The organism is Ralstonia sp. R-29 (assembly GCF_049913345.1).
Classification (GTDB): domain Bacteria; phylum Pseudomonadota; class Gammaproteobacteria; order Burkholderiales; family Burkholderiaceae; genus Ralstonia.
This window is the reverse complement of record NZ_CP184378.1, coordinates 1,333,177-1,355,992: the sequence shown is the minus strand read 5'-3', so window position 1 is coordinate 1,355,992 and position 22,816 is coordinate 1,333,177. Positions and strand designations below refer to the sequence as shown.

Below are 22,816 nucleotides of genomic sequence, written 5' to 3'. Positions count from 1 at the left end.
CTGCATTGAAGCACAGTCACGGCGCATCAGCGCGTGGTTTGCGCTGGCTTGCACGGTCGGTGGCACCTGCCACAATGTCGCCAGAACGGCAGGCGTGGTCGGCATGCCGCACCTCGGATCGAAGTGTCGTGAATGCAAGGAGCAGGCATGGAACAGCACGGTAGGCAAACGCAGGGCATGTCTCGCGAACGGCTCCAACGGGTCGATCGCTTCATCCATGACGCCTATGTTGCGACCGGCAAGCTGCCCGGCGCGCTCACGCAGGTGTGGCGGCGCGGCGAGCGGGTTGTGAATGCCGTGCAGGGCTGGGCTGACCGCGAGCGCCAGGTGCCGCTGGCCGAAGATTCGATCTTCCGCATCTACTCCATGACCAAGCCCATCACCTCGGTGGCGTTCATGATGCTGGTGGAGGAATGCAAGGTCGCGCTGGATGATCCGGTCAGCAAGTACATCCCCGCGTGGCAAAACCTGGGCGTGTTTACCGGTGGTTTCATGGCCGGTTTCCAGACGCGCCCGACCACTCGCCCGATGCGCATGGTCGACCTGCTGCGCCACACCTCCGGCCTGACGTACGGCTTTCACCAGAATACGAATGTCGACGCGGCGTATCGACAGCTGAAGCTGGGCGGTGCCGACCTCAACGGAACGCTGGACGAGATGGTCGAAAAGCTGGCCGGCCTGCCGCTGGAGTTCTCCCCGGGCGAGGCGTGGAACTACTCGGTTTCCACCGATGTGCTCGGCTACCTCGTCGGCAAGATCAGCGGCGTGCCGTTCGAGACCTTCCTGAAGGAACGGATCTTGGATCCGCTGGGGATGGTCGATACGGCGTTCTACGTGCCGGAGGATAAGGCCTCGCGCTTGTGCGCCTGCTATGCGGTCGGCGCGCTCGGCTCGACGGCGGTATCGGATCAACCGGTCTTGCAAGATGACCCGCGTACCAGCGTCTACCTGAAGCCGCCCAGCTTTGTTTCGGGCGGCGGTGGGCTCGTCTCCACCGCGGCGGACTACCTGCGCTTTGCGCGCATGCTGCTCCAAGGCGGCGAGCTGGATGGTGTACGCCTGCTTAGCCCTAAGACGCTGGCGCTGATGACGGCCAACCATCTGCCGGGTGGGGCGGACATCTCCACCATGTCGCCGCGCTCGATGTTCAGCGAGGCGGCCTACGACGGCGTGGGGTTCGGGCTCGGCTTCGCCACCACCATCGCGCAAGCCGCCACGCTCATCCCTGGCAGCACCGGCGATTTTTTCTGGGGCGGTGCGGCCGGCACGTTCTTCTGGGTGGACCCGAAGGAAGACCTGATCGGGCTGTTCCTCACGCAGGTCTTGCCGTCGTCTGCGTACCCGGTGCGCCGGCAGCTGCGCACGCTGGTCTATAGCGCGATCACCGAATTGGGTGCGGCCCAGCGCTGAGTGCAGGATCGATCTGAGACCCGAGCTTCGCCTCATGACCAGGCGATTGCTCGGTATGATGGCAAGCCAATGCCTACGTCACTTTCTGCTTATGTCGATCCAGCACGCGCTTCTGACTTCCCTGCTTGAAAAGCCCTCATCGGGCTACGAACTCGCCCGCCGCTTTGACAAGTCCATGGGCTATTTCTGGAGCGCCACGCACCAGCAGATCTACCGCGAGCTGGGTCGCATGGCCGAAGCCGGCTGGGTGAGCGTGGAAGAAGAGGAAGACGGCCGCAAGAAGACCTACACCGTGCTGCCGCCGGGCCGCGAAGAACTCGCGCGCTGGGTGCTGGAGCCGACCGTGTCGTCGGACAATCGCGAAGAAGTGCTGGTGAAGCTGCGCGCCGAAGCGGTGATCGGCCCACTCGGTTTTGCCGACGAGATGCAGCGCCTGATCGAACAGCACCGGACGCGCCTGAACACCTTTCGCGAGATCGAGCAGCGCGATTTTTCCGATGCCGAACTCACGCGTGCGCAGCGGCTGCAGCACGCCGTGCTTCAACGCGGCATCGTTTACGAAGAAGGCTGGCTCGCGTGGGCAGACGATGTGCTGCCGTTGCTGGAGTCAGCCTCTGTGACGGCTTAAGACGCAATATGACTTAGGCCGTCGCCTTGTCACCCGCCGGGGCACGCAGTGCCTCGATACTGTTCAGGCGACGGCGTGCCACTTCAAACTCCTCGGCAAAACGCTTGATGAGTTCTGCCGCCGGCACCACGCGCTTGACCGCGCCCACGCCTTGGCCGGCGCCCCAGATGTCCTTCCACGCCTTGGCCTTGGCGCCGCCGCCCGAGCCGAAGTTCATCTTGCTCGGATCGGACTCCGGCAGGGCTTCCGGGTCCAGGCCTGCGCTTTCGATACTCTTGCGCAGGTAGTTGCCGTGCACGCCGGTGAACAGGTTCGTGTAGACGATGTCGCTGGCAGTGGATTCCACGATGGCTTGCTTGTAGCCCTCGATGGCGTTGGCTTCTTCCGTGGCAATGAAGGCCGACCCGACGTAGGCGAGGTCCGCACCGGCCGCCAGCGCTGCCAGGATGGCATTGCCATTGGCAATCGCGCCCGACAGCAGCAGCGGGCCATCGAACCATTCACGAATCTCGTGGATCAGCGCAAACGGCGAGGTCGTGCCCGCGTGGCCACCCGCACCGGCCGCCACCGCGATCAGGCCATCCGCGCCTTTTTCGATCGCCTTCTTGGCAAATTTATTGTTGATGACGTCGTGCAGCACGATGCCGCCGTAGCTGTGCACCGCCTGGTTCACGTCTTCACGCGCACCCAGCGAGGTGATGACGATGGGCACTTTGTACTTCACGCACAGGGCCAGGTCGTGCTCCAGGCGGTCGTTCGACTTGTGCACGATCTGGTTGACGGCGAACGGCGCCGACGGCTTGTCGGGGTTCTGCGCGTCATATTCGGCCAGCTCCGTGGTGATGCGCTGCAGCCAGGTTTCCAGCAGCTCGGCCGGGCGCGCATTGAGCGCTGGGAACGAGCCGACCACGCCCGCCTTGCATTGGGCGATCACAAGGTCGGGGTTGGAAATGATGAACAGCGGCGAGCCCACCACAGGCACGGACAGGCGGTTTTGCAGGATCGGCGGCAGCGACATGGCGGTCTCCGTTGAAATTGTTTGGGAATCAGAAAAGGGGAATGGGACGACGCTCAGGCGCCAGCCTTGAGCAAACCGATCTTGTCGCCCAGCTTGGCGCCCATGGCGGCGCCGAGTGCTTGCAGGCCAGTCGCCGGGCGGACCATGACTTCGAACTCGACGATCTTGCCGTCGGCGTTGAAGCGGATCATGTCGATACCCTTGAGCGCTTTGCCGCTCACGTTGGCGCTGAATTCGAGCACCACGCTCGCGCCATCGTCGGTGGCGAAGCTGCGGTGGTATTGGAAGTCTTCAAAGACGGTGTTGACGGTGCGCAGCACCAGCGTGGTGGCGGTGCGGCCCGGATAGGGCGTGTGCGCCACGGGCGAACGGAAGACCACTTCGTCGGCGAAGAGCCGGTCGAGGTCGTCCATGTTGCCGCTCTCGAGCATGGCGTGCCAGGCATCGAGCGTGGCTTGGGTGGCGGCGGTCAACGTCTTGGGAATCGGCTGCGACATGCTGGCTCCTGGGCAGAAATGCAACGCATTGCATTAACGTGAGGCAACATAGCACAGCCGTTCGAATCTATGCAACAAGTTGCATAGTGGAGGGGCTCGACTTCCGGAGGGGTCACCCGGCAGCGTGTTCCGGGTGCGGTGCACGTACCACGATGACGGTGCGGTGCGACAGCTTGACCGTGCGCTCGGCCACGCTGCCCAGCAGGATGCGGGCGAGCCCATGCTTGCCCTGCGAGCCGACGACGATGGTGTCGGCCTGCCAGCGCACGGCCTCGTGTTCGAGCGCACTGCCGATGTCATCGTCGGTGGCGTCGAGCATGAGGATGCCGGTTTCGGCGGTGGTGCCGCTGGCGTCGAGTTGGCGTTGCAGTTCGACTAGCGAGGCGCTGGCGGTTCGGTGGGCGTCTTCGCGCAACTTGTCGACGCTGTAGATTTCGCGCGATTCCGGCATGGCCGGCGAGCCGATCGCCCAGACCACGCGCACGCTGCCGTGGAAGGCGCGCGCGAGCGCGGCGGCTTCTTCTACCGCCAGGAGGGCTTCGTGGGAGCCGTCAAAGGCGGCAAGAATGCGTTGATGCATGGGCGCTCCACAAGATCGGAATGGGAATGGCCTCACTGTAGCAGCGCGGGTCGGGCATGCCGCACCCGGGATGATGCCGGGTTGCGCCGTGTCAAACCGCGCCGGTCATACCCCGCCGGTCATGCCGCGCAGGTCATGCTGATTACGCGCCTGTATGCGCGGGGTGCGCAAGCAGCAGGTCGAGCAACGCTTGCGCCGCGACCGACAGGCTGCGCCCATCGCGCCGGATCACATACAGCGTGCGCACCAACCCCGGCAATGGCAGTGGCCGCACCACCAGCTCCGGTAATTGAAACTGGAACAACGCCAGCGTGGGAATCACGCTGATGCCGAGGTTCGCGCCGACCAGCGCGGCCGCCGTGGCCAGATGCTCCACCTCCATCCCGCTGCGCAACTTGGTGGGGTGCAGCGCGGCATCGAGGTATTGCCGGATGCTCGTGTTGCGTGCGAGGTGGATGAATGGCACGTCCACCAGATCGCTGACGTTGACCGATGGCTGATTCGCCAGCGGATGCGCGCGGTGGCAAACGAGGTGGAAGTCGTCCGCGCAGAACGGCTGCGCACTGAGCCCCGCCATGTCTGCGCCCATGGCCGCGATGGCAAAGTCTGCGGCGCCGCGCCGGACCATGTCGATGCACGGGTCGGACAATTGGTCGTGCAATGCGAGTTGAATGCCTGGGTGCTGCTGGGAGAACGCTGCCAACACGCCGGGCAAGATGCCTGCTGCAATGGACGGCAGCGCGGCCACTGTGACGCGGCCGGTGCGTGCAGCGGCACGGTCGCGCAACTCCGCAAACGTCGCCTCGAAATCGGCCAGCAGGCGCAGCGCCGACTCAGCAAAGGCTTCGCCTTCGGGCGTGAGTTCGACATGGCGTGTGTTGCGGTCGAACAGGCGCACGCCGGCATCGGCTTCCAGGTTCTGGATCAGCGCACTGAAGGCCGATTGCGATAGGTGACAGGTCTGCGCCGCCTGCGTGAAGTTCTTGTGCTCGCGCAGCGCGGCAAAGGCGCGGAGTTGTTTGACGGAGAGGTTCATAGGCATGCCGACGAGTCGGCCGTCAGCTTATCTCGGAACCAGCGCAGGAATCTCCAGCGTCAGCAGCGCGCTCGACAGCGATTTTCCATGCGCATCCAGCGCCAACGAGCGCGTCACGCCGCCGGCCAATGCGTCGTACAGCACGAAGTTCAGCGCGCCGAGTTGCGGCAGCACATAGCGCTCGACATGGCCGGTGACGAGTTCAGCGAAATGCGCGCGCACGCGCTCGGCCGTGACGTGCGCCTCCAGCACGGCAAAGTCTTCCGCACATTCGGGGCGAAGCGCGATCACGGAGATGCACGAGATGTCGCCCTTGTCGCCGGCGCGGGTGTGGGCGAGGTCGCGGAGTGTGCGTGTCATGTCAGTTCTCCAGGATGTGCACGGCGTGCGGGGCGAGTTCAGCGGGGATCAACGTCGATGCCACAGCGATGACTTCGCGCGCGCTCTTGGTGGCGCCGCCGCCGCCGGAAGGGCCGCAGGTCAGCAGCGTTTCGACCTCGTTGCCGATGCGGATGGCCTCGGCCATCGATTCGGTGCGCGCAGCCACGCGCACGCGCACTTCGTACGGTTCGGCATCGATGCGCGAGAGGGTGGCGCCATGTAGCGCGTCCACACCGATCAGCTCGAAGCGCGTCTCGGTCATCTGCACGCCTGTGAGCGCCAGCCGGTCACGCACGATGTCGAGCGCCAGCTTGCCGCGCGCCACCGCGTTGGGGCCCGCATAGCTGATCTGGCCCTCGCCGATGTAGCTGTCGAGATAGCCGATCGAGACCTTCAACTGCTCCGTGCGCGGCGTGCCCGTCGCACCTTCGATGACGACGCGATCCTTCCCATCGCCGCGCATGCGCACCTTGGAAAAATCGGCCACGACATCGGGCGTGAGGTAGCGCTCTGGATCATGGATCTCGTACAGCAGCTGTTCCTTGCACGTCGCCTCGGTGACGATGCCGCCGGCAGTGGGCACCTTAGTGATGAGCACCGAGCCGTCTTCCCCCACTTCGCCGATGGGAAAGCCCAGGCGGGCGAGGCCGGGGACGTCTTTCACGCCCGGATCGGCAAAGTAGCCGCCCGTGATCTGCCCCGCGCATTCGAGCAGGTGCCCGGCGAGCGTGCCGCAGCCCAGGCGGTGCCAGTCGTCCATGCGCCAGCCGAAGGCGTGGATGAGCGGCCCGAGCGCCAGCGCCGGGTCGGCCACGCGTCCAGTGATGACAACGTCCGCGCCCTGCGCCAATGCATCAATGATGCCCTGCGCGCCCAGGTACGCGTTGGCCGACACCATGCGCGCGCCGAGCGAGGCGACGGGTGCGCCGCCATCCATCAGCGTGAAATCATTGCCGCGCGCTTGCAGCAGGTCGAACACATCGTCGCCGGTGACAGCTGCCACACGCAGCTTGAGGCCCAGTTCCCGGGCGATGTCGCGCGTGCGTTCGGCTGCGGCTTGCGGGTTGGCCGCGCCCATGTTGGTGACGATGCGGATGCCGCGCGCCGCGCATGCCGGCAGCACGGCCCGCATGCGTGCTTCGAGCAGCGGGTCGTAGCCGTGCGATGGATCTTTGCGGCGCACCTGCTGCGCGAGCGCGATGGTGCGCTCAGCCAGGCATTCGAACATCAGCACGTCAATGTCGCCGTGCTCTGCGAGTTCGAGTGCCGGTTCGATGCGGTCGCCCGAATAACCGGCGCCGCCGCCGATGCGTAATGTTTTCAACTCGGTCTTCAACGCGTTCTTCATGCCATCACCACGGAAGCACGCCCAGCACCACGGCCACCGCGGTCATCAGCAGCGAGGCGCCGAACAGGAAGGGGATTGAGAACTTCTGGTGGTCCGCCAGCTCGATGCCGCATAGGCCGACCACGAGGAAGGTCGCTGGCGTAAGCGGGCTGACCGGGAAGCCTGTCGTCATCTGGCCGAGCACGGCGGCTTGAGCCACATGCACGGGCGCTACGCCCAGCATCTTCGAAGCTTCGGCAACCACCGGCAGCACGCCAAAGTAGAACGAATCCGGATCGAACAGCAGCGACAGCGGCATCGACAGCACGCCCAACACCACCGGAATGTGGTGCGCCATCGCGGGCGGGATGAAGTCGACTGCTGTCTTGGCCATTGCCGTGAGCATGCCGGACTTGCTCATGATCCCGGTGAAGACGCCTGCCGCCAGCAGGATGCTCGCCATCATCAGTGCGGCCTTGGCGTGGGCATCCACGCGCTGGCGTTGCTGGTCGACGTTCGGGTAGTTGATGAGCAGCGCGGCCACCACACCCAGCATGAACATCACCACCGGGTCGACCTTGCCGCTCACCATCACGCCCATCACCACGACCGTGAGGATGAGGTTGATCCAGAAGTTGCGCGGGCGGCGCAGCGCCTGTTCGGCATCCGTCAGTGGGCGGGCGACGACGTGCGCGGCGCCATCGTGGTTGGCGAGGCCCAGGCGTTTTTCCTCATGCTTGCCCAGCAGCCAGGCGCAGGCGAACACGAAGATGAGCCCCGCAATCTGCACCGGGATCAGCGGGTTGAAGATGTCCGTCACCGGCATGTGCAACGAGGCCGAGGCGCGAATCATCGGCCCCGTCCACGGCAGGAAGTTCACGCCGCACGCCATCGACGTTACGCACGCCAGGATGCGGCGGTCCATGCCGAGCCGGTCGTACAGCGGCAGCATGGCCGGAATGGTGATGAGGAACGCCACCGCGCCCGAGCCATCCAGGTGAATCAGCAGCGCCAGCAGCGCCGAGCCCACCACGATGCGCGGCGGGCGGCTGCCCACGGTGCGGAGGATGCGGTCGATGATCGGGTCCAGCATGCCGGCATCCGTGACGATGCCGAAGTACAGGATGGCGAAGATGAACATCCCTGCCACCGGCGCGACATCCTTGATGCCGCCGATGATGAACTTGCTGGTATTGAGCCCGAAGCCGCCCGCGAGCGCGGCGATGACGGGAATGGCGATGAGCGCAACCAGCGGCGACATGCGCTTCGTCAGGATGACGACAAACAGCGCAACGATGGTCAGCAGCCCGAGCAGTACGAGCATGGTCTCCTCCGAGTTTTGGATTCGGAATCCCTGTTAGCGGGATTTACGGGGGACTGTAGGAGGCCGCGATCTGCCTGTAAAACAGAATATTTGGATCGATTGTGCGGCAAATTGGATAAGAGACGACTAAGCCGCATCGGCCGTGTGGGCTTGACCCTGAAGCTTCTTCAGGGTTTTGAATGGAGGCATGAAACCTGATCTCGCTTCCACCTTGCCTGTCCACGATCATGCCGCCAAGCCGGAAACCTCCGGTTGTGGCGGTTGCTGCGGCCACGGTCACCCGGCTGCGAAGGACACCCACCACGACGCGCATGACCATGGCCACGGTCACGGTCACGAACATGAAGCTGCTGCGCCTATTGATGCCGCGATGCTCGCCCGCGCCAAGGGGCGCACCAAGGTCCGCATCGAGCAGATGGATTGCCCGACCGAAGAGCGCATGATCCGCGCCAAGCTGGGCAATGCAGACGGCGTGGTCGCGCTCGATTTCAACCTGCTGGAGCGCCACCTCACGATCCACCACACCGTCGATGACGTCACGCCATTCCTGGAGGCTTTGCGCGCCATTGGCATGGACGGCGAGGTGCTGGAGGAACGCGATCGTTCGGCTGCGACGGCTCCTGCGCCCACCGGTATCTCGCGCCGTACGTGGCTGCTGGGCGTAGGTGGCGTGGCTGCGTTCGGCGCCGAGGCCATTGCATGGTCGCTCGGGGATCATGCCTGGCCTGTGCTGGCGTTGGCGCTCGCATCCATCGTGTTGGCCGGCGGCCCGACGTTGCGCAAGGGCTGGATCGCCTTGCGTGCGTTCACGTTCAACATCAACTTTTTGATGGCGGTGGCCGTGATTGGCGCACTGCTGATCGGCAAGTGGGCCGAAGCGGCCATGGTGATCTTCCTGTTCGCTGTGGCCGAGGCCATCGAGGCGCGGGCACTGGTGCGTGCCCGCGACGCGGTGCGCGCGCTTACCGCCATTGCGCCCGATACGGCTGAACTGGCCGATGGCACGGGCGGCTGGCGCGATGTGGCGGTCGATACCGTCGCCGTTGGCGCCCGCCTGCGCGTGCGCACGGGTAGCCGCGTGCCGGTGGATGCACGCATCGTCACCGGCCGCGCCGCGCTCGACGAATCGCCCGTCACCGGCGAGAGCCTGCCGGTGGAGAAGGTCATCGGCGACTCCATCCTCGCTGGCACCATCGTCACCGATGGGATCGTGGAAGCTGAGGCCACCGCCGTGGCGGCGGACAGCACGCTCGCGCGCATCGCCGGTGCCATTCAGGAGGCGCAGGCTCAGCGCGCGCCCACGCAGCGCTTTGTCGACAAGTTCTCGTCCATCTACACGCCCGCGATGATGTTGCTGGCGCTGGCCGTGGCCGTCATCGGTCCGCTGGTCACCGCTGATGGCTGGCTCGCATGGACGTACCGCGCGCTGGTGCTGTTGGTGATTGCCTGCCCGTGCGCGCTGGTGATCTCCACGCCGGTCACAGTGGTGAGCGGCCTGGCCGCGGCCGCGCGGCGCGGCATCGTCGTCAAGGGCGGTGTCTATCTGGAAAGCGGGCGCCGACTGCGGGCCCTGGCGCTGGACAAGACCGGCACGCTGACGGCCGGTCGCCCGGTGCTGGATGCTGTGGTGCTGCCGGATGGCACGCACCGTGCGGTGTCCGACCTGAATGCGGCGACGGATGGTGTCTTCCTGCGCCCACTCGCCGTGGCCGCCGCGTTGGATGCGAATACCACCCACCCGATTGCTGTAGCGATTGTGCAGGCAGCTGAGGCGCACAGCGCGGTCGATGCGGGTGCGGTGGAGGATTTGTCGGTGCTGCCGGGCCGAGGCGTGGCTGGCACCCTCAACGGCGTACGCTGGCACCTCGGCAATGCGGTCCTCGTCGCAGAACGCGGCTTCGATACCGCAGCTTGGCGCACCGCTGCCGAATTGCTGCAAGCCGAGGGCATGTCCGCCGTCACGCTGTGCGACGCGAATGGCGCCGTGGCGCTCTTCGGCGTGCGGGATCGCGAGCGCGCGGAAAGTGCGCAAGCCATTGCCGAGCTGCGCGCGCTGGGCGTGCAACCGGTCATGATCACCGGCGACGATCGGCGCGCCGCACAGGCCATCGCCAAGACCGTCGGCATCGACAACGTACACGCCGAACAGCTCCCCGCCGACAAGCAGCGCGTCGTGGCGGCGCTCGCCGCACAACACGGCTTCGTCGGTATGGTCGGTGATGGCATTAACGATGCCCCGGCCCTGGCACGCGCCGACATCGGCTTCGCCATGGGTGCCGCCGGCACCGCCACTGCACTGGAGGCGGCCGATGTCGCCATCATGGACGACGACCCGCGCAAGCTCGCCAGCTTCATCCGCATCAGCCGGCGCACGGTGGCCGTGCTGCGTCAGAACATCGTGCTGGCGCTGGGCATCAAGGCGGTGTTCCTGGCGCTGGCGGTGATGGGCGACGCCACGCTGTGGATGGCCATCTTTGCCGATGTGGGCGCGAGCCTGTTGGTGGTGTTCAACGGGCTGCGGGTAATGCGCACGCGCGTTTGACAGTCAACGTCAGCGCGCGTGCGAGGCGTGCTTAGCGCAAGCCGCTGACGCGCGCGTCCTTCGGATAGGTGATGAGGTAGTCGGCGGAGAAGCGCGCGCTCTCGCCAGCCGGAATCGTCTGCTCCCACGCGATCACGCCTGCGCGGTGTTCCCAGTCGCGCTTGGCCGGTTCGGGCGAGAACGTGGTGCGCACCTTGATGTCGTCGGACTGGCTGACCGGCGTGGCTTCCAGGATCTGCACGTCGATGGCGTCGCGGTGCCGGTTGCGCACGGTGTATAGCGCCGCAAGCTGGCGTTCGTTGCGGTTGTCGAGCAGGCCGACGCTGCGCTGGAAGGTCTTGGGTGTTTCCACCACCACGGTGACGAGATCATCGCGGCCAAAGGGCAGAGTGACCTTCTGATCGGCCCCTGCCGGATTCCAATGCGTGGTGCCCACCACAGCGCCATCGCGGCGTAACTGCATGTTGCCGGCAGGCCAGATGCCTTGCGGACGATCCACCGTGGCGATCAGATAAGCCGCCGTATCCATGCGCGGTGTGCTGCGTGCGGCCAGCTTGGCAGGCAGCGTTTCGGTGGCCAGGGTGTACGTCACCTTCTGCGCGTCGGACGGCAACTCGACGTTGCCCGGTAGCTCAAACTCGGTGGCGAAGGCGGTTTGGACGGCAGTGACGTCAAACAGAGGCGCGTCGTCGGCTTCTCGCTGCTCGTTGTTTCGGCCAAATCTTGCCGCCTTGGGTGCCGGCGCGGCCGCAACTGCCGGTGCTGCCGGGTAGGGCATGGCTTGCTGTGGTGGCTGAATATTCAGTTGCCACGCATACGGCTCCGGCCCACGCGGCGCAGTACGCGGTTGACCCGTCGACAAGCGCAGCCGCACGCCGCGCCAATCCTCTCCGGTCGATTGCGCGAGGGTGGCCTGTCGCTCAACGATGACGTTCGAACGTACGGAATCCACGCTCGCCTGATACGCCGGCCGCCAACCCGCGCGCGAGGTCTGGTAGCTGATGCGCAACTCGCCGCCGCGCGGTGCCGACACGGCAATCCGCGCTGTGCGCAAGGTCGTCGCGCCGGCACCGTGCGTCTGCTGCAGTGCGTCCAGTTGCGCCTTCAGTTCGGCGTCGCGTTTTTTCAATTGCTCCTGGCGCGTGAAGACTTCCTGCGCATTGCGCGCCAGGGCATCGGTGGCACGGCCGAGCTTGGAGAAATCCGTGAGGGGCGCATGGCCGTTGCCACCGGTGTTTTCACTCACCGCCTTCAGGTAGCTGGCTGACAGGGCATTGGCCTGAAGTTGAACGTCCAGCGCTGCACGTTGGTCTTGAAGGGTTTGGATCTGCGTTTCCAGGGCGGTCTTTGCGCAGCCGCTGCCTTCGCTGGGCACGGTTTCCACGCGGATATCGCCCACACGAATGCTGCTGTCCGCCTCCACGCGCAGGCTGTCTGCGTCGAACGTCATCGGCAGGCAAGTCACCTCAATGCTGCGCGCCCCCGCTCCAACGCTGGCCGTGCGTACAACCGTCGCGCTATCCGGATACAGCGTGACCTCGCTGATGCGCGAAAGCGTGGCCGCATGTGCGGCAGCCGTCGTTGCCAGCGCAGCGGCACCGAGCGCCACGCGTTGGCGATGCAGAAAATACATTGCCAGCTTCGTCTTCATCCGCCCCACCCACGTGTTGTGAAATGCGGCGAGTATCGCACGTCAATGCGCACGTCAATGCGCACGTCAAAGTGACGTGTCCGGCTGGGGATGGAGACTAATGGAGGCGGTTAGCGATGCACGCCACGAATATGCCGATGTGCGTGTTCGGCGTCCCCGTGGTCGTGGTTATGCGCGTGGCTGGAGCCCGGTGTCGGGTCTTCATGCAGCGACTGCAGCACGCCGCATTCCGCCACGGAAGCCGCTCGCGTGCAGCGCTGGCCGATGGCCTCGATCTGATGCCGAAGATCGGTCAACTCGGCAATGCGCGCCTCGACGTGGCGCAGGTGTTCGTCCAGCAGCTTGTTGATCTCTTCGCACGAGGCCTGGGGGTTGGCCTGCAGTTCTAGCAGGCGGCGGATCTCGGTGTGGGCCATGTCGAGCGACCGGCACTTCGCAATGAAGGCCAGTTGCTCGGCATGCTCGGGCGTATAGACGCGGTAGTTGTTGGCGGCGCGCGCAGGCGGGGGCAGCAGGCCCTGCGCTTCATAGAAGCGGATGGTTTCAATGCTGATGCCCGTGCGCTGGGCGAGCTCGCCAATTTTCATACGCGTTGGTGGGAGGGTCAGAAGACGGTCGGTTCCGCGGTGACGGCTTCAACACCGGCGACCTTCAGGCAGGCGTCCATGCAGGCACGGCACGCCGTTGCGCAAGCACTGCAATGGCCTTGGCCGTGATGATCGCATTCTTCCGCGCATTGGTTGCAGATCTCGGCGCAGTCTTCCAGCAGTAGCTCGGCGAATTCGCTGTTGCGCTCGAGAAAGGCACGTGTGACCCCGCAGTACTGGGCGCAGTCTGTACACGCGTTGATGCAGCGCGTCATGGCTGCCGCGTGGCCGTTCTTACTGCTTTCCGTCGCGCAATGATTGCAAGCGGTTTCGCAAGCCTGCAACGCCTGGATCACACTGGCAAAACGCTTGGCATTGTCTTTCGCGGTCGGACGAGTGGTCATGTCGGTTCTCCTGTGGCAGTGGATGGCACGCGGTTGCGTTTCGGAAGGAATGGGCCCGAGCGCTTCCCGGGCCGCATCCATTCAATTTAGCAACTGGCGCTCCGCAGCGTGAGGTGAACCTGTGCGGATTCTGACCTCAAGCGACCGCTGCCTCGGCATTCCCGCGATGCAGCATGCCCTTGCCGGCGCGCACAATCAGGCGGTTCACACCGCCCACCACCGCGCGGATCGACGCCGTCGTCAGGTTGGCATCCACGCCCACGCCAAACACGCTGCCTGCCACGCCAGGCGCCGCCATTTCTGCAAAGGCAATGGCATCGGCGTTTGCACCCTGGCCGAGGGCGCGCTCTTCGTAGTGATGGATCGACACAGGGGCCGTCAACACCTGCGACAGCGCATGCACCAGCGCATCCAGCGGCCCGTTGCCGGTGCCTTCGCAGATGTGCTCGTGGTCGTCGATGTTGACGACCAGGCGGATGTGCTGGCTGCCGTCATCACGTTCGGTCAGGCGGTGCGACACGTAGCCGATGGCGCCATCACCGCGGAGGTACGTTTGCTGGAACAGCGCCCAGATGTCGGCGCCGGTGGCTTCGCGGCCGCTTTCATCGGTCAGTTGCTGCACGGTGCTGCTGAACTCCACCTGCAGGCGGCGCGGCATGGCAACGCCATAGCCAGACTCCAGCAGATACGCGACGCCGCCCTTGCCCGATTGGCTGTTCACACGAATGATCGAGTCGTACGTGCGGCCCACGTCAGCCGGGTCGATCGGCAGGTAGGGCATCTCCCACAGTGCATCGGGCTTCTGCACCGCAAAGCCCTTCTTGATCGCATCCTGGTGCGAGCCCGAGAACGCGGTGAACACCAAGTCGCCCACATACGGATGGCGCGGATGCACGGGCAGTTGCGTGCAGTCTTCGCACGTGCGTGCCACATCGTTGATGTGCGAGAAATCCAGTTCCGGATCGACACCCTGCGAGTACAGGTTCAGCGCCAGCGTGACGAGGTCCACGTTGCCGGTGCGCTCGCCATTGCCGAACAGGCAGCCTTCCACGCGATCGGCACCGGCCATCACGGCCAATTCGGCCGCTGCCACGGCAGTGCCGCGGTCATTGTGCGGATGCACGGAGAGGATGATCGAATCGCGGCGCGCCAGATTGCGGTGCATCCACTCGATCTGGTCGGCGTAGATGTTGGGCGTGGCCATTTCCACCGTGGCTGGCAGGTTGACGATGATCTTGTGCTCGGGTGTGGGCTCCCAGACCTCGGTCACCGCGTTGCAGACCTCGAGCGCAAAGTCCAGCTCGGTGCCGCTGAAGACTTCGGGGGTGTATTCGTACGTCCACTGCGTCTCGGGCATCGTTTCCGCAATTTCGCGGATCAGCTTGGCGCTTTGCACGGCAATGCGTTTGACGCCTTCGCGGTCGGTGTTGAACACCGTGCGGCGGAACACCGGCGCCGTAGCGTTGTAGACGTGGATGATGGCTTTCTTGGCACCGCGCAGCGATTCCATCGTGCGGCGGATCAGGTCTTCACGCGCCTGCGTGAGTACCTCGATGGCCACGCCGTCGGGGATGTGCCCACCTTCGATCAGCTCGCGCACGAAATCAAAATCGGTTTGCGAGGCGGCGGGGAAAGCGGCTTCGATTTCCTTGAAGCCGATCTGCACGAGCATCTTGAACATGCGCATCTTGCGCTCGGCGTTCATGGGCTCGAACAGGGCCTGGTTGCCATCGCGCAGGTCCGTGCTCATCCAGATCGGGGCACGGGTGATGGTCTTGTTGGGCCAGGTGCGATCAGAGAGGGCGATCGTGGGGAAGGGGCGGTACTTGGTGGCGGGATTCTTCAACATGGTGTGTGCGTCCTGTGAGATCGAGATCGGTTTCGTACATCGGGGACGACCGCGCGGGCGGCGTCCGGCGTGGCCGGAATTACGGGCAGTGTGTGGCGGCCAGACAGCCACGGGCGCGTGGTCTGGCGGCCGGTCAGTAGTCGTAGCGAAAACAGGGTCGTGGCGGGCATGAGGAGCTCCAACGATTTGGCGCACAGACTGCGCCACACACAAGGCCCGTCGCCGCTTACGGCACGGACCGGTCAAATACCGGAACGAGGGGGAAAGAGAGGTCTACGCGCTTACACGCGTAGTAGAGATAGGGATGCGGATAGCAGACCGCGCACGCACGAGAGGGTGCGGGCTTGAGCGGTGAGGAGGGTGGTCTGCTGGGAGTGCATTTGTCGATGATGCTGGGAGATGGCGGAAGTTGTCAAGCAGCCTTGGCTCAATTCGGACAATTCCGCAGCGGCCTGCAATGTGAAGCCGCCGCCAGCAAAACCTGCACGAACCTGCTTTAATACACCCCGTCCATACCGCCGGCCCTAGAGGCTTCATAACGGTAAGACCCCTCTCACGCCCCACAAGGAGAACCCCACAATGGTCACGTTGAACATCAACGGCAAACCGGTGGAAGTTGATGCCGATCCGTCGACGCCGCTGCTCTGGGCGCTGCGCGACAACCTCGGTCTGACCGGCACCAAATTCGGCTGCGGCGTTGCATCATGCGGTGCCTGCACGGTGCACCTGAACGGCCAGCCCACGCGCAGCTGCGTGCTGCCGATCTCTGCGGTGGTCGGCCAACAAATCACCACGTCTGAACACATCGCTGACGACAAGGTCGGCAAGGCGGTGCTCGACGCCTGGGTCAAGCACGACGTTGCCCAATGCGGCTACTGCCAGAGCGGCCAGATGATGAGCGCTGTGGGTCTGCTGCGCACCAAGAAGAAGCCGACCGACGCTGACATCGATAGCGCGATGGCTGGCAACCTGTGCCGTTGCGCGACCTATCAACGGATTCGCGCGGCGATTCACGACGCCGCGAAAACGTTGGCCTGAGCCCCACCGGAGAACTCACGATGCGTATTCGAAACCTGGAAGCGCTGGCCGGTGGCGGCGCGCAACATCAACCCGCGTCTGCGGATGCCGGTGCAGCGACGCTTGATCGCCGCAGCTTTCTGAAACTCTCGACGCTGGCAGGCGGCGGACTGGCCCTGGGCATTGCACCGGCGCTGGCTAGCGCCCAGGACGCCAAGGCAAAGCCGCCTTCGGCGCCGCAGGCCTTCATCATCATTGCGCCGGACAACACCGTGACGGTTGCAGTGAACCGTCTCGAGTTCGGGCAAGGCGTGCACACGGCGTTGCCGATGGCATTGGCCGAAGAACTCGACGTCGATTGGCGCAACGTGCGCGGCATGCTCGCGCCAGCGGCCGATCCGTACAAGGACCCAGGCTTCGGCATTCAGATGACGGGCGGTTCGACCGCGCTGAATCATTCGTTCCAGCAATATCGTGAACTGGGTGCACGGGCGCGTGCGATGTTGGTCTCGGCGGCGGCCGAGCGCTGGAAGGTCGATCCGTCGACTTGCCACACGGCCAACGGCGTGATCACGTCGGGCAGCCATCGCGCCACGTACGGTGAACTTGCGCAGGCCGCGATGGCATTGCCCGTGCCGGCGCAGGTCACGCTGAAGAATCCATCGCAGTTCCGCATTGTCGGCAAACCCACGCCGCGTCTAGATGCACGCGCGAAGCTCGACAGCTCGCTCAAGTTTGGTCTCGACACGCGCCTGCCCAACATGAAGGTGGCCGTGCTGGCGCGCCCGCCCCGCTTTGGCGGCAAGGTGGCCAAGTACGACGCGGCTGCCGCCAAGGCCGTGAAGGGCGTGGTCGATGTACTGCAGATCCCGACCGATCGTGGCGGCACGGGTGTGGCTGTCATTGCCGATGGCTACTGGCCTGCCAAGATGGGTCGCGACGCGCTGCAGGTCACGTGGGAAGACGCGGGCTCGACCGTGTCCACCCCCGCGCTGATGGCGGAATACAAGAAGCTCGCCGGTCAGCCCGGCAAGGTGGCCAAGGCGGCTGATGTGAGCGCGATCCAATCTGCCGCCACGCGTATCCAGGCCGACTATGAGTTCCCGTATCTTGCGCATGCGCCGATGGAACCGCTGAACTGCACGATCGATGTGCAAAAGGACGGCGGCAAGGTGAGCGGTGCGAAGGTATGGGTGGGCTCGCAGTTCCAGACGATTGACAAAGGCGCCATTGCCAAGGTACTGGGCGTCTCGCCCGAGAAGATCGAGCTCAACACCATGATGGCCGGTGGCGGTTTTGGCCGCCGCGCGGTGCCCACGTCGGACTATCTGACGGAAGCCGCCAACGTGGCGAAGGCGTACGCGGCTGCCGGCCACAACGGGCCCGTCAAGGTGATCTGGAGTCGTGAGGATGACATCCGTGGCGGTTACTACCGCCCGATGCATCTGCACCGCGTCAACGTGGGCGTGGATGCCAGCGGCAAGGTCGTCGGCTGGGACCACGTGATCGTCGGCCAGTCGATCATCAAGGGCACGCCGTTCGAGGGCTTCCTGGTCAAGAACGGGGTGGACGAGACCATGGTCGAGGGCGTGAGCGAGAACCACTATGGTTTCCCGATGCAGCTGACGGTGCACCATCCGGACGTGAATGTGCCCGTGCTGTGGTGGCGCTCCGTGGGCCATACGCATACGGCGTACGTGATGGAAACGATGGTCGACGAGGTGGCGCACGCCGCCAAGCAGGACCCCGTGGCGTTCCGACTGGCGCGCTTTACCGGCAAGGAGCACGCGCGCCATCGCGCGGCGCTGCAGTTGGCCGTCGACAAGTCGGGCTACGGCAAGCGCAAGCTGCCCAAGGGCCAGGCTTGGGGCGTGGCCGTCCATGAATCGTTCGACTCGGTGGTGGCGTATGTGGTGGAGGTGTCCGTCGATCAGGGCAAGCCACGCGTGCATCGCGTGACAGCGGGCGTGCATGCCAATCGCGTGATCAACCCGATGGGCGCCGAAGCGCAGATTCAAGGTGCATGCGTGTTCGGCCTGGCGATGATCCAGCCCGGCTTTGCCATCGACATCGAGAACGGCGCCACAAAGAACAGCAACTTCACCGACTTCCCGCCCGTACGCATCCCGGACGCGCCGCCGGTGAACGTGTTCTTCGTGCCGTCGGAAGACAACCCCACCGGCTTGGGCGAGCCCGGCACGCCGCCAATTGCACCTGCCGTGGCCAACGCGGTGTTTGCCCTGACCGGCAAGCGCTTGCGCAAGCTGCCGTTCGATACGGTGTAGTTGTCACGATGGCGTGATGTGATGAAGGCCGGCATGCAGCAATGTGTGCCGGCCTTGTTGTTCAGCGGATCGAAGTTCAACGGACTGAATCTTGCGTCCGGGAATGCGTTGTTTACCTACTGAAGGAGCACGTCATGGCATTGAACATCCTCTACACCGCCCACGCCAAAGCCACGGGCGGCCGCAACGGCCACACACAGACGGAAGACGGACAGGTGTCGCACGACTTGTCGGTGCCGAAATCCATGGGCGGCCCAGGCAAGCCCAACACCACCACGCCGGAAGACCTGTTTGCCGCCGGCTATGCCGCGTGCTTCGGCTCGGCGTGCGACTTTGTTGCCAAGAGCGTGCTCAAGCTCAACCCGACCAACATCGAGATCCACTGCGACGTCGGCATCGGTACGCGCTCGGAAGGCGGCTTCGGCCTGAAGGTGGGGCTGACGGCGCGCATCAGCGGCTTGTCGCAGAGCGATGCGGAAACGCTGGTCGCCAAGGCACATGAGGTGTGCCCGTATTCGAACGCCACGCGCAATAACGTGGAAGTCACGCTCAAGACCGAGGTGGTTTGATGGCACAGCGGCCGGTGGTGGGGGTGTTGCTGGCCGCAGGCCGTGGCAGCCGATTCGATCCGGCGGGCGCGGCCAACAAGCTGCTGGTGCGGTTGGCGGATGGAACACCTGTGGCCGTACAGGCCGCGCGGCATTTGAAGCAAGCACTGGCCAATGTGGTGGCCGTGGTGCCCGCCGCTGCCACCCATGGCGCACAGGTCGATCAGCTGGCGGCATTGCTGGCGGAGGCGGGCTGCGAAGTGCTCCGCTGCCCGAGCGCTGCGCGCGGCATGGGCGCGAGCCTGGCGGCGGGTGTTGCGGCGCGCCCGGATGCGGGCGGCTGGATCATCGCGTTGGCCGACATGCCGTGGATTACGCCCCAGACCATCGAGCAGGTCGCGCAAGCCATGGATGCCGACCATTGTGTTGCGCCGTTTCATGCGGGACAGCGCGGTCATCCTATCGGCTTTGGTGCCGACTACTTTGCTGGCCTGACGGCGCTCGATGGTGACGAAGGCGCCCGGCGTTTGATCGATCCGGCTGCGCTCGTCCGCATCAACGTGGACGATGCCGGCGTTCTGCGAGATGTCGATACACCGGCGGATTTGGCGGGCTGATCTAACAGCGCTGCGCCTAGCTGATAAATGAATTCGCGGGGCGCCGCACGGTCGGGTCAAACGGGTTGATCAGCGGCCCCAGCGCATCGGCTTCCTTCTTCAACATAGCTGCAACCACGGGCAGCCGTTCGGGCGTCAACCGGTCCGCAATGGTGCCGACGCTCAGGGCGGCTACGGGCCGCCGGCTGGCATCGAATACGGGCACAGCCAGGCCGGCCATGCCTTCGATCAGGCCGGTTTGCGTGGCCACATAGCCGAGCTCGCGTGCGCGGGCAATTTCGGTGCGCAGGAAGACTTCATCGATGGGGCGATATTCCTTCAACCTCGGCAGGTTGAAGCGGATGACCTCGTCCTGCTCGGCCGGCGGCAGCGATGCAAGGATCGCCAGGCTGCCTTGGCCCACGCCCAGGGCAATGCTGCCGCCAATGTCGCCCGTGAATGAGCGGATGGGATACGGCCCGTCGCTGCGGTCGATGCACACGGCGTCGTAGTTGCTGCGCACGAGCAAGAAGATGGTGTCTTTGAGCGCACCCGAGAGCCGCAGCAGCGCGGGCCGGAAGATGTCGCGCAGCGTAGCGGCGCTGCCGGCGGTGCTGGCCATCCGGAAGAGTTCGAGCCCTAACCGGTATCGCTTTGATGCGCTGTCCTGCTCCACCACGCCTTGCTCCACCAGCGCGCGCATCAGGCGGTGCGCCGTACCTTGGCTCAGGCCCGTGTCCTGCGCGAGCTGCGTGATCTTGGTGCCCTCGGCCGGCGCGCGGGCCAGTGCGCGCATCAGCGCAAACACCTTGTCGAGCACGCTGGCCTTGCTGTCGTCGGTGGGCGTCATGGGGTTCTGCATGGCGAAAGAGACGTTGAATGGATGTGGCGGGTATTCCGTGCGCTGGAGGCTGCCGGCGGCCGTATCAGGAGATACCCGCCCGGCCATCAGATTCATTCCGACACCCGGAATCGGCTCACCGTGTTGATGGGTGATATTCCGTCCAATGGAATTATATGTTGACTGAATACCATTGAAAGGAATTTATTCAGCCATTCAGTTTGGCTGGCGGAATTCAGTGTAGTAGACTGAATCGTCAACGGCGAGCCGGTGCGAATTGCCTGCCAGCGCCAGGGTTTCTGATGGTCGGTTGTTGTAAGGAGAGCGCATGTCGTTCCTGCAGCTAAGAGGCATTACCAAAACCTACGGCAAGCTCACCGTGGTCTCCGACATTGACCTCAGCATCGAGCAGGGCGAATTTGTCTCGCTGCTCGGCCCCTCCGGCTGCGGCAAGACGACGACCTTGCAGATGATTGCCGGCTTTGCCGAGGTGACGAAGGGCACCATCCTGCTGGCCGGCAAGGACATCACGCACATGGCGCCCAGCCGCCGTGGCCTTGGCATCGTGTTCCAGACGTACGCGCTGTTTCCGCACATGACCGTGGCGCAGAACGTGGCCTTTGGCCTGGAGATGCGCAAGGTGCCAAAGGGCGAGACTGCACAGCGCGTGGACGAAGCGCTGGCCCTCGTGAAACTCCATGAGCATGCGCAGCGCTATCCGCGCGAGTTGTCGGGCGGGCAGCGTCAACGTGTGGCGCTGGCGCGCGCGCTGGTGATTCGCCCATCCGTGCTGCTACTGGACGAACCGCTCTCCAACCTCGACGCCAAGCTGCGCGAGGACATGCAGTTTGAAATCCGCTCCATCCAGCGGCATCTCGGTATCACCACCATCATGGTCACGCACGACCAGGCGGAAGCGATGTCGATCAGCGATCGTGTGGTGGTGATGGAAAACGGGCGCATCACGCAGGTGGGGGCGCCCTATCGTCTGTACGAATATCCGCGCTCGGAATTTATCTCCAAGTTTGTCGGCAAGGCCAATGTGCTGGATGGCCGTGTGGAGGCGCTGAACGGCGCCGGGGCGTTCGTGTCTGTGGGCGCGCTGAAATTCCACTTTGCTACGGCCAGTCATAAGGTGGGCGCCGAGGTGCGCGTGTGCCTGCGGCCCGAAAAGATCGCCTTGGCGCCACACGAGGCCGGCCGACTCAGCGGTACGGTGAATGCGCGCTTCTTTCTCGGCAGCCAGTGGCTGTTCACCATCGACACGAGCATCGGCGTGCTGAATGTCGTTCAGCCCAACAACGGTGCGGCCATGCCTGCAGAAGGCGACGTGGTCGGGCTGCTGTGGGCCGACGAGCAATTGCGGCTGGTGGGCGACGACGCTTGTGCCGCCACCGCGCAACCCGCGGAGGCTGTGGCATGAACCCGCGCCCCGTGCGCCGATGGGCCGGCACGCCCATTCTCCTAGCCACGCCGGTCAGCGCGTTGTTCGCACTGCTGCTGTTGTTGCCACTGCTGCTGGTGACGGTGCTGTCGTTCCAGGGCTTTGACCCGGCAACGGGCATTCAGCCCACCGCCACCCTGCTGCACTACGCCTCCATCTTTACCGACGATTACTACGCCGGCATCTTCCTGCGCACCTTCTGGCTGGCGCTGGTGACGACGGTGCTGTGTGCGTTGATCGGCGTGCCGGAAGCCTATGTGCTCAGCCGCATGCGCGCGCCGTGGCGTTCGATTTTCCTGCTGGTGATTCTGGCGCCGTTGCTGGTGTCGGTGGTGGTGCGCGCATTCGGCTGGAGCTTGCTGTTGGGGCCTGAAGGGCTGGTCAATCAGGCGATCATCCGATTGGGTTTTGAACCGGTGAAGTTGCTCTACACGCAGACGGCCATCGTGGTCGGGCTGGTGCACGTGATGCTGCCCTTCATGGTGATCCCGGCGTGGACATCGCTGCAGAAGCTGGACCCTTCCACGCAGCAGGCGGCCATGTCGCTCGGTGCCTCGCAGGCCACCGTCATGCGCCGCATCGTGCTGCCGCAGATCCTGCCGGGGGTGCTGTCGGGCAGCCTGATCGTGTTTGGCCTGAGCGCGAGTTCGTTTGCCATTCCGGGCCTGCTGGGTGGGCGGCGCTTGAAGATGGTGGCCACGCTGGTCTACGACGAATTTCTGAGCGAGCTGAACTGGCCGCTGGGTGCGGCCATTGCGCTCACGCTGCTGGCGGCCAACCTCATCATCATGATGTCGTACAACCGGCTGGTGGAGCGCCGGTACAAGAAGACGCTGGGTTAGGGGCGAAGC

General features: G+C 64.7%; 21 protein-coding genes. 9 read left to right on the top strand and 12 right to left on the bottom strand.

Going from position 1 to position 22,816, the window contains the following annotated elements:
• Positions 1-147 precede the first annotated feature (147 nt).
• Together ACN9M1_RS23270 and ACN9M1_RS23265 are read left to right on the top strand one after the other, a co-directional pair.
• Positions 148-1,410: a serine hydrolase domain-containing protein gene (locus ACN9M1_RS23270; protein WP_426399208.1), complete on the top strand. Its 1,263-nt coding sequence runs from the start codon at positions 148-150 to the stop codon at positions 1,408-1,410.
• Between the two features lie 91 nt (positions 1,411-1,501).
• Positions 1,502-2,038: a PadR family transcriptional regulator gene (locus ACN9M1_RS23265; protein ID WP_426399207.1), complete on the top strand. Its 537-nt coding sequence runs from the start codon at positions 1,502-1,504 to the stop codon at positions 2,036-2,038.
• Positions 2,039-2,051: 13 nt separating this feature from the next.
• Here ACN9M1_RS23265 and ACN9M1_RS23260 read toward each other — a convergent pair whose 3' ends face one another.
• From ACN9M1_RS23260 to ACN9M1_RS23230, 7 genes are all read right to left on the bottom strand, one after another.
• Positions 2,052-3,056: an NAD(P)H-dependent flavin oxidoreductase gene (locus tag ACN9M1_RS23260; RefSeq protein WP_426399206.1), complete on the bottom strand. Its 1,005-nt coding sequence runs from the start codon at positions 3,054-3,056 to the stop codon at positions 2,052-2,054.
• A 53-nt stretch (positions 3,057-3,109) separates the two neighbouring features.
• The gene (locus ACN9M1_RS23255; RefSeq protein WP_426399205.1) at positions 3,110-3,553 is read right to left on the bottom strand and encodes a nuclear transport factor 2 family protein; all 444 of its coding nucleotides are present in this window, start codon (positions 3,551-3,553) and stop codon (positions 3,110-3,112) included.
• Between the two features lie 112 nt (positions 3,554-3,665).
• A complete protein-coding gene (locus ACN9M1_RS23250; RefSeq protein WP_426399204.1) occupies positions 3,666-4,133 on the bottom strand; it encodes a universal stress protein in 468 nt (155 codons plus the stop codon).
• A gap of 142 nt (positions 4,134-4,275) precedes the next feature.
• Positions 4,276-5,169, bottom strand: a complete 894-nt coding sequence (locus tag ACN9M1_RS23245; RefSeq protein ID WP_426400715.1) for a LysR family transcriptional regulator — start codon at positions 5,167-5,169, stop codon at positions 4,276-4,278.
• Between the two features lie 27 nt (positions 5,170-5,196).
• A complete protein-coding gene (locus ACN9M1_RS23240; protein WP_426399203.1) occupies positions 5,197-5,529 on the bottom strand; it encodes an AtuA-related protein in 333 nt (110 codons plus the stop codon).
• Between the two features lies 1 nt (position 5,530).
• Positions 5,531-6,886 (bottom strand): acyclic terpene utilization AtuA family protein, encoded by a 1,356-nt coding sequence (locus tag ACN9M1_RS23235; RefSeq protein ID WP_426400714.1) that lies wholly within the window; start codon positions 6,884-6,886, stop codon positions 5,531-5,533.
• 16 nt (positions 6,887-6,902) lie between these two features.
• Positions 6,903-8,201 carry a CitMHS family transporter gene (locus ACN9M1_RS23230; RefSeq protein WP_426399202.1) on the bottom strand — a complete coding sequence of 433 codons (1,299 nt, stop codon included), beginning with the start codon at positions 8,199-8,201 and terminating at the stop codon, positions 6,903-6,905.
• 187 nt (positions 8,202-8,388) lie between these two features.
• Between ACN9M1_RS23230 and ACN9M1_RS23225 the strand changes: the two genes are divergently transcribed.
• A complete protein-coding gene (locus tag ACN9M1_RS23225; protein ID WP_426399201.1) occupies positions 8,389-10,743 on the top strand; it encodes a heavy metal translocating P-type ATPase in 2,355 nt (784 codons plus the stop codon).
• 31 nt (positions 10,744-10,774) lie between these two features.
• Here the strand turns inward: ACN9M1_RS23225 and ACN9M1_RS23220 are convergent, their stop codons facing one another.
• From ACN9M1_RS23220 to leuA, 4 genes are all read right to left on the bottom strand, one after another.
• Positions 10,775-12,394 carry a DUF4139 domain-containing protein gene (locus ACN9M1_RS23220; protein WP_426399200.1) on the bottom strand — a complete coding sequence of 540 codons (1,620 nt, stop codon included), beginning with the start codon at positions 12,392-12,394 and terminating at the stop codon, positions 10,775-10,777.
• Positions 12,395-12,504: 110 nt separating this feature from the next.
• Positions 12,505-12,981 (bottom strand): Cd(II)/Pb(II)-responsive transcriptional regulator, encoded by a 477-nt coding sequence (gene cadR / locus ACN9M1_RS23215; protein ID WP_426399199.1) that lies wholly within the window; start codon positions 12,979-12,981, stop codon positions 12,505-12,507.
• A gap of 17 nt (positions 12,982-12,998) precedes the next feature.
• A complete protein-coding gene (locus ACN9M1_RS23210; protein ID WP_426400713.1) occupies positions 12,999-13,385 on the bottom strand; it encodes a four-helix bundle copper-binding protein in 387 nt (128 codons plus the stop codon).
• A gap of 136 nt (positions 13,386-13,521) precedes the next feature.
• Complete coding sequence (gene leuA, locus ACN9M1_RS23205; protein ID WP_426399198.1) at positions 13,522-15,234, bottom strand: 2-isopropylmalate synthase; 1,713 nt, start codon at positions 15,232-15,234, stop codon at positions 13,522-13,524.
• Positions 15,235-15,813: 579 nt separating this feature from the next.
• Here leuA and ACN9M1_RS23200 point away from each other — a divergent pair.
• The 4 genes from ACN9M1_RS23200 (at position 15,814) to ACN9M1_RS23185 (ending at position 19,701) form a co-directional block, all read left to right on the top strand.
• The gene (locus ACN9M1_RS23200) at positions 15,814-16,272 is read left to right on the top strand and encodes a (2Fe-2S)-binding protein (protein WP_426399196.1); all 459 of its coding nucleotides are present in this window, start codon (positions 15,814-15,816) and stop codon (positions 16,270-16,272) included.
• Positions 16,273-16,292: 20 nt separating this feature from the next.
• On the top strand, positions 16,293-18,536 hold the full coding sequence (locus ACN9M1_RS23195; protein ID WP_426399195.1) for a molybdopterin cofactor-binding domain-containing protein: 2,244 nt from the start codon (positions 16,293-16,295) through the stop codon (positions 18,534-18,536).
• Positions 18,537-18,670: 134 nt separating this feature from the next.
• Positions 18,671-19,105, top strand: a complete 435-nt coding sequence (locus ACN9M1_RS23190; RefSeq protein ID WP_426399194.1) for an organic hydroperoxide resistance protein — start codon at positions 18,671-18,673, stop codon at positions 19,103-19,105.
• Positions 19,105-19,701, top strand: coding sequence for a nucleotidyltransferase family protein (locus ACN9M1_RS23185; protein ID WP_426399193.1), 597 nt, complete (start codon positions 19,105-19,107; stop codon positions 19,699-19,701). The genes ACN9M1_RS23190 and ACN9M1_RS23185 overlap by 1 nt, the downstream gene beginning before the upstream one ends.
• Positions 19,702-19,717: 16 nt before the next feature.
• On the opposite strand, the gene ACN9M1_RS23180 is transcribed toward ACN9M1_RS23185, so the two are convergent.
• Positions 19,718-20,530 (bottom strand): IclR family transcriptional regulator, encoded by an 813-nt coding sequence (locus ACN9M1_RS23180; RefSeq protein ID WP_426399192.1) that lies wholly within the window; start codon positions 20,528-20,530, stop codon positions 19,718-19,720.
• A gap of 319 nt (positions 20,531-20,849) precedes the next feature.
• Here ACN9M1_RS23180 and ACN9M1_RS23175 point away from each other — a divergent pair, with 319 nt between their 5' ends.
• Both ACN9M1_RS23175 and ACN9M1_RS23170 read left to right on the top strand, forming a co-directional pair.
• The gene (locus tag ACN9M1_RS23175; RefSeq protein ID WP_426399191.1) at positions 20,850-21,944 is read left to right on the top strand and encodes an ABC transporter ATP-binding protein; all 1,095 of its coding nucleotides are present in this window, start codon (positions 20,850-20,852) and stop codon (positions 21,942-21,944) included.
• On the top strand, positions 21,941-22,807 hold the full coding sequence (locus ACN9M1_RS23170) for an ABC transporter permease (protein WP_426399190.1): 867 nt from the start codon (positions 21,941-21,943) through the stop codon (positions 22,805-22,807). Before ACN9M1_RS23175 ends, ACN9M1_RS23170 begins: the two co-directional genes overlap by 4 nt.
• The last annotated feature ends 9 nt before the right edge of the window (positions 22,808-22,816 follow it).